At 38.8% G+C, this 6,076-nt stretch carries 4 protein-coding genes; 1 reads left to right on the forward strand and 3 read right to left on the reverse strand.

Annotation, left to right across the window (positions count from 1 at the left end; genetic code table 11):
• Positions 1–22 precede the first annotated feature (22 nt).
• The gene (locus L654_RS0115970; protein ID WP_024591728.1) at positions 23–409 is read right to left on the reverse strand and encodes an OsmC family protein; all 387 of its coding nucleotides are present in this window, start codon (positions 407–409) and stop codon (positions 23–25) included.
• Between the two features lie 83 nt (positions 410–492).
• A complete protein-coding gene (locus tag L654_RS0115980) occupies positions 493–882 on the reverse strand; it encodes a cytochrome b562 (RefSeq protein WP_024608423.1) in 390 nt (129 codons plus the stop codon).
• A 614-nt stretch (positions 883–1,496) separates the two neighbouring features.
• On the opposite strand from L654_RS0115980, the gene L654_RS0115985 reads away from it, so the two are divergent.
• On the forward strand, positions 1,497–4,337 hold the full coding sequence (locus L654_RS0115985; protein ID WP_024608424.1) for a TonB-dependent receptor: 2,841 nt from the start codon (positions 1,497–1,499) through the stop codon (positions 4,335–4,337).
• 60 nt (positions 4,338–4,397) lie between these two features.
• Here the strand turns inward: L654_RS0115985 and L654_RS0115990 are convergent.
• Positions 4,398–6,076: alpha-amylase family glycosyl hydrolase (locus L654_RS0115990; protein ID WP_024608425.1), on the reverse strand; the 1,679-nt coding region annotated here is incomplete at its 5' end.

Raw genomic sequence — 6,076 nt, forward strand, 5'->3', positions numbered from 1 at the left:
TAAGCTACCTAATTTAGGGGGACTATTTTACCACTACTGAAAACTCTGGTACTGCCTGAATTACTTTTTTTACCGTACAGGTATTAACGGCTGCAATAAGCGCCTTTTTATATTTATCAGGGAAGCCTTCTGGTAAGTTAATCTCAATTGAAAATAGCTTTTTACCGTTGTCATCTACATTTTCGTTATTTTGAGTAAGCGTCATACCTTGCGTTGAAATATCACGCTGCTCGCAAAACTTACGCGCATAAAAACCTGCACATAGAACCATACTTACTAAAAAATAATCAAACGGTTCTGGATACTCTGCATTGCCACCAGCGTTTACGCTTTGATCGCTTATTACTTCTAGGTCGCCAAATTTAGCGCTTTGCTTTTGGCCTTCTAACATTGAAACTGAAATTTCCATTGTGTTTCCTTATATTTATTGCTGCAGATACCTTTAACGCAATTAGCTTAAAAGTAGCTACTAAAGATACATATAGTTTAGGTTTATGAACCGAACAGTAATTCAAAGAACCCTGGAGGCTCGTGTAACTCATGATATTTTTTACGTAAATTATCTATATTTTTCAGTGGTTTTTTTGCCGCACTTAGCCCCTGATCGTTTGCTGCTTTTTTTGCAAGTTCAGCTTGAGCAATCACTTTATCAAGGCCCTGCAATGACTGCTCAGGTTTTTTGTAAAACTTACCTGTTTTACTCACTTTAACCAGCTTTATAAATTCATCAATCGCAGTATTAAATTCACTAAGTTGAGTTGCCTGCACCGCTTGTTTATATGCAAGGCCCGTGTTTTTCATATTTACTTCAAGATCGACTTCTTGCTGCGCAAAAGACATTGAACTAAACGCAAAGGTAAAAATAATAACTAAATACTTCATGGTCAAACCTATTAATTAAAAACACCTAAATTGTATCAAGTTTACGTAGCAAAGTAACTTTACGAGCTGTTATGAGCACTTTGGGCTGTAAAGGGGGTTTACAAATTAATCATTTTAAAGCCGCAATAGTGAAAAATATTCAAATAACGATTTTTTTGAATAAAAAACACCTAATAAAAATCACTTTAAAAGAGTAATAACACACATAACCTTTACAAATAAGTACATATAACACTTGCTGGCAACTTCATATAAATAAAAATTTATATATGAATAATTATAAACTGCAAAAAATTGACTTAAAAAACAACTTAAAATTTAACAAATAAAAACCAATGTTAACAACTAAAACATATAAGAAAAACTAAATGTAAAAACACCACAGTAAATCATTTAAAGGGCCTTTGTAATTAATACCAAAAAACACAATAAAAGTTCTTCAGGTTATTTCAAGTTGCTTATTTTACAGTGAGTTAGCTCCTTTTAATAAAATAATCAGCATGCAATAATCGCCGCCCTCATAAAAAAAGTTATAGGGCTTTATCCAAATACAAACTGCATTTGGATAAAACTACATTGTATTTAATTACTATAAAATGTTCTCTGGGAATCAAATGAAACGTCATAATTTACTTTCTACTAGCATTAAATGTGCATTAATTACTGCTGCTGCAACAGCAAGTAATTCTGTGCTTGCACAAGATGAGCAAGCAACAAAAATTGAACGTGTTGAAGTAACGGGTTCACGTATTTTACGTGAAGGTGCTATTGCGCCGGCACCGGTTACAGTTATAAGTGGTGAGCAGCTAATGAACACTGGCGCTGTAAACATTGGTGAAGCGCTAAACAATTTACCAGCACTTGGCAATACATATTCTATGGCTAACTCAGGCCGCTTTATTGGTACTGCGGGTTTAAATATTCTTGATTTACGTAACATGGGTACAGATCGTACTTTGGTACTTGTAAATGGTAAGCGTCATGTATCAAGCTCTGCAGGTTCTCAATCTGTAGATACCAACACTATTCCAAGTGTATGGGTTGAACGTGTAGAGATAATTACTGGTGGTGCATCTGCTGTATACGGTGCTGATGCGGTAACAGGTGTTGTTAACTTTATATTAAAAGACAACATTGAAGGCATGGACTTTAGCGTTACACGTGGTTTTGCCGATTTAAGCAGCTACAACAACGAAAAAGCGACGTTCTCATACGGCTCTAACTTTGATAACGATCGTGGTAATGCAGCTTTTGCTATTGAGTACTCAGGCCAGGATTCATTAAACGCGCTTGCTCACCCTTGGACTAGCACTTCGTTTAGTAGTTTACGTAATCAAGCCCAAACAGAAGCAAACAAAGATAGCGCAGCTTTCCCTGATAAAATCTTAACACCTAATGCTGGTTATTACGCTATTAATAACGCCGGTGTTTATGCACTTGAAGATGGATATACTAATAGCTTTAACGCCGACAGCAGCGCTCGCGACTTATACATAGGTGATAATGTAGATGGCTTGTCGTGTGCAAACTGTGATTCGTTTAATCTTGGTCAATTTGAAGAGATTCAACCTGAGTTTGAGCGCTACAACGTAAACTTTAAAGTTAACTACGATGTTACCGACGACTTAAACGTTTACTTTGATACAAAATACGTAAACAGCCAAGGCGAAAGCATAGGTCAACCTGCGTTTTTCTTCTTTGACGATGAAAACAGCATCAAAATCGACAACCCTTACCTAGACCCAGCCATTAAAGCACGTATGGAAGAGGAAGGTGTTGATTCGATCATGGTTAACCGCATGATGACCGACCTTGGCCGCCGCATTGAAAACAATACGCGTGAAACAACGCGCTTTGTTACCGGCTTAAAAGGCACAGTATTTGATGATTGGGAATTAGATACCTCAATAGTATATGGCCAAACTGATCTAGAGCGTGAAAACGGCGCTAACATGATTGTAGCCAACTACTTTAATGCACTTGATGCAGTTGAAGATACAAACGGTAACGTAGTATGTCGTAGTGCTGCAGCCCAAGCTGATGGCTGTGTTCCTGTAAATATTATGGGGTTTGGTTCGCCATCTCAACAAGCCATTGATTACATTAATACGGTATCTGTTGGCACATCAACTATTAAGCAAACAGTTATTTCTGGCTCACTTGCTAATGGCGCTATTTTTGAATTACCAGCAGGCTATGTAGGTGTTGCATTTGGTGCTGAGTACCGTAAAGAAGAAAGCGAAACAAAAGAGCCAGATAACGCAGCAGGTACTTTCTTTAACGCACTGGGCGAAGATAAGGGCTCGTTTAATGTTCGCGAAGTATTCTTTGAAGCGACGATGCCAATTTTAACTGATTTACCACTTATTCAAGATTTAGTGTTTGATACTGCAGTACGTCATGCTGACTACAGTACGATTGGCGAAGCAACTAGCTGGAAACTTGGCCTTGATTGGACTGTAAATGATGAGCTACGTGTACGTGTAACTCAATCTGCAGCACTCCGTGCGCCAAACATTAGTGAAGTATTTGGTGCAGCAAGCCAAACTTTCTACAATGTAGACGACCCGTGTCGCGCTGAAAACTTAGGTGACTTATCAAACGGTGCAACACGTACTGCAAACTGTGCCGCATTAGGCGTAGCGAGTGACTTTAACTCAGATTACGATTCAGCCTCTTTAGATGGTTTAAGCAGTGGTAACCGCGATGTAAAAGGCGAAGAGTCAACAAGTACAACTGTAGGCATTGTTTACCAACCAGAGTTTTTAGAAAACGCGCTACTTACTATTGATTACTGGGAAATTGAACTTGAAGATGCAATTGACACAATTAACGCTCAAGACATTCTTGATCGCTGTGTAGATAGCGCAACAGGTATAAACAATCAGTACTGTGACTTAATTACACGTAATGCTAATGGTGAAATTACTTTAATTCAAAACTCTGTATTAAATGTTGCTGGCCAAAAAGCATCAGGGATAGATTTTGAACTAGGTTACGATTTTGACGCGTTTGAAGGTAGCTTTAAAACACGCTTAATTGGTACTTACTTAATTGAACGTAAAGATTACCCGTTCCAAGATGACCCTAGTAACTACATTGAATACGCAGGTACTACAGGTGAAGCTAAGTGGCAAACTAACTTATCTGTAAGTTATGTTATGGATAACTTTTTCTCAACAGTTGAAACACGCTTTTTAAGTGAAGTCGATTTATACACAAATGTTGAACTTGAAAACAACCCGAACCCAAGTAATCAAATGTCTTACGGTAAATACTTTATTACCGATATGACTGTTGGTTATAACTTCGATAGCGGTTTAGGCGTTAAAGTAGGTGTTGATAACGTATTTAACCGTAAACTTCCGTACGGTTCACGTGGTACAAGCGCGGGTAGCGCAAGTTACGATAACATTGGCCGCTTTGGCTACATTAACTTAAGCTACAGCTTATAATTAATAAAATAACTTATTAGTTAAAACAAAGGCTCGCAGTGCGAGCCTTTTTAATAGGTCTTATTTAATATTACTCAGCCACACGCTTTGGTATGGTTCTAGCTCTATCGTTAATTGGCTTTCTTCAATCGTTTTATCTGCTACCAAATCAAACCACTTTTGGGTGTTAATTAAGTTTAAGTCGGCCAATGTGAGTGTTTGTGGTTTATCGCTAATGTTATAAACACAAAATATACTTTGGCGCCTGTCAATGCTTTGTCTCCAAAAACCAAACAATCCACCTGCTAAATGCAGCGTAAACTGTGTAGCATTGGGGTGAAAGGCACTCTGCTTTTTGCGTACTGCCAATAAACTTTTTATGCCGTTAAACACTTTATGATGATGACTATACTTTTCACCAATTGCCGCCAGTAGCTTTGACTCTTGCCAACGATGGCGATTTATAGCGCGGTTATGCTGTGAATTTTCAAATCGGTCGTAATCGTTAGTTGTACCCAACAAACTATGAATATAAAGCCCTGGGATACCTTCAAGCGCAAACATAATTGCGTGAGCACACATAAATCGCTCAAGGCCAAACTTATCGGGGCCATTGTGCGTACCTTGCATTGCATCAAATAAAGCAATATTTAGCTCGTACGGTGTATGTGTGCCATCGTTACTGGTACGCATAGATACACGACCACCAAACTGCATGGTTGTACTTACTAGTGAGGCCACTTCGCTGGGTTGTAGTAAACCTTCAATTGGTCTGAGCCCTATTCCATCGTGCGAGGCTATAAAGTTAAAGTATGCCGTCCCATTTTGCGCAGGCGGCATGCTCATCATCCAATGCTTTATTGCAGTACTATCGCCACTAAGTAATGTATGAAGCAACAATGGCGGTAAGGCAAAGTTATAAATACTGTGCGCTTCGTTAGCGTTACCAAAGTACGATAGGTTTTCTTGGTTTGGAATATTGGTTTCGGTAATAATAACTACGCTGGGCTCTGCGTGCTCAATAAGTGTTCGCATTAGCCTTACTGCTTCATGTGTTTGCGGCAAGTTAATGCAACTTGTATTAAGCTGTTTCCACAAAAATGCAACCGCATCAAGCCTAAACAAACGCACGCCATTGTCTAAATAATGACGAATTATTCCCACAAACTCTTTAAGCACATCGGGATTGCCAAAGTCAAAATCAACCTGATCGTGACTAAAGGTACACCATACGTGCTTTTCGCCGCTTGGCGTAGTTACAGTATTTAATAACGATGAGGTTCGCGGGCGCACAACTTGGCTTAAATCATCCGTTAAACTAGCGGTTTTAAAGTAGTCTTTACCAGGGTGTAGGTCGTTTAAAAAGTTCTCAAACCATACGCTTCTGCTTGAGCAATGGTTAATAACTAAATCTGCCATTAACTTTACGTCTTTAGCGATGTTTTGAATATCTCCCCAATCACCTAACGACTCATTCACCTGCACGTAATTCATTACGGCAAAGCCTTCGTCTGAGCTATACGGGTAAAATGGCAATATATGCAGCGCATTTAACTGCATATCACATTGCTCTTTTATAAACCGGTGTAGTGTTTTAAGCGGTGCCTCCATTGGGCTCGATACGGCAAATTCACTATCATCGTGTTTAATAATAGAATCGCCATAAGCAATCAATACTATATCTTGTTCATCCCATCGGTTTGTATGGGGGGTCGGGTCGCGCAGTGCATTGCTACCTAATATAATTTTAATGAGTTGCT

Source organism: Pseudoalteromonas sp. TAB23, assembly GCF_000498075.1.
In the GTDB taxonomy this organism is placed as follows: domain Bacteria; phylum Pseudomonadota; class Gammaproteobacteria; order Enterobacterales; family Alteromonadaceae; genus Pseudoalteromonas; species Pseudoalteromonas arctica.